1 protein-coding gene is annotated in these 893 nt (G+C 33.3%); it reads right to left on the bottom strand.

Annotation, left to right across the window (positions count from 1 at the left end):
• Positions 1 to 205: 205 nt before the first annotated feature.
• The gene (locus CFE23_RS16185; protein ID WP_291090372.1) at positions 206 to 520 is read right to left on the bottom strand and encodes a hypothetical protein; all 315 of its coding nucleotides are present in this window, start codon (positions 518 to 520) and stop codon (positions 206 to 208) included.
• Positions 521 to 893: the final 373 nt, after the last annotated feature.

Below are 893 nucleotides of genomic sequence, written 5' to 3'. Positions count from 1 at the left end.
CTCTTGGTCCAACCGAGAATCCTCAGCTGTGTGTTTTGAAGACTTAATTGCTTTCTAAAAAATAGACTTTGAAATGTTTGTGGAAACGAAACTTTCTGCTTGCGTGAAAATTGTGCATAAAAATGTTTGCGAAAAACGCTGTGATTGGCTTGGGTGTAAACTTTATGTAAGCCTTGTAAAATGAAAAAATAATTAAAAAGCGGCGTTATAACAGCGGTTTCACGCAATTGCTACTTTCCTTGTAAAATGTAACCGCTTTTTCCATAACTTCGTTTTGTCCACGCCGAGAATACTCAGTTCCAAATGCCGCAACTGACGTGAAGCCGCCGGACGTTAGCAGTAACCTAACCCAAAATGACGTGAAAAGTAAAAAAGAACTTATTTTCATTTTACTATTTTTAGCAACACTTTTGTTACTGATGAATTCTTTTACATTTGATTTTGCAACCTCAATTATTCCTGGCTGGCATACAACAATATTTCCACCGTTTTTTATTGCCAGCTTTCTTTTAATAATCATACTTTTAATAGATTCGTTTATCTATTGGAGATTACACAAAGCAAAATCAGAGAAATCAAAAACAATAGTGATCATTCATTTTATTATCACAATGGTAATGGCACTTTTGATTAAATATCCAGATCTTTATTTCAAAGACATAAATCCAAATTACACAGTAACAGAAATATTAAACTTATTGGATTGGGTAAAATATGCATCCTATTTTTTTGTTGTTTTACAAATTTTGTATTTTGTCTATATAATCAAAGTTTTGTCAAGAAAATAGGCTACTGCTAACAGCGGTTTCACGCAATTGCTGCTTACCTTGTAAAATGAACTTCTTTTTTCCATAACTTCGTTTTGTCCAGCCGAGAATACTCAGTTCCAACTG

It is taken from the genome of Flavobacterium sp. BFFFF1 (assembly GCF_002256285.1).
In the GTDB taxonomy this organism is placed as follows: domain Bacteria; phylum Bacteroidota; class Bacteroidia; order Flavobacteriales; family Flavobacteriaceae; genus Flavobacterium.
Note: the sequence above shows the minus strand (reverse complement) of the source record. Positions and strands in the feature narration are given on the sequence as shown.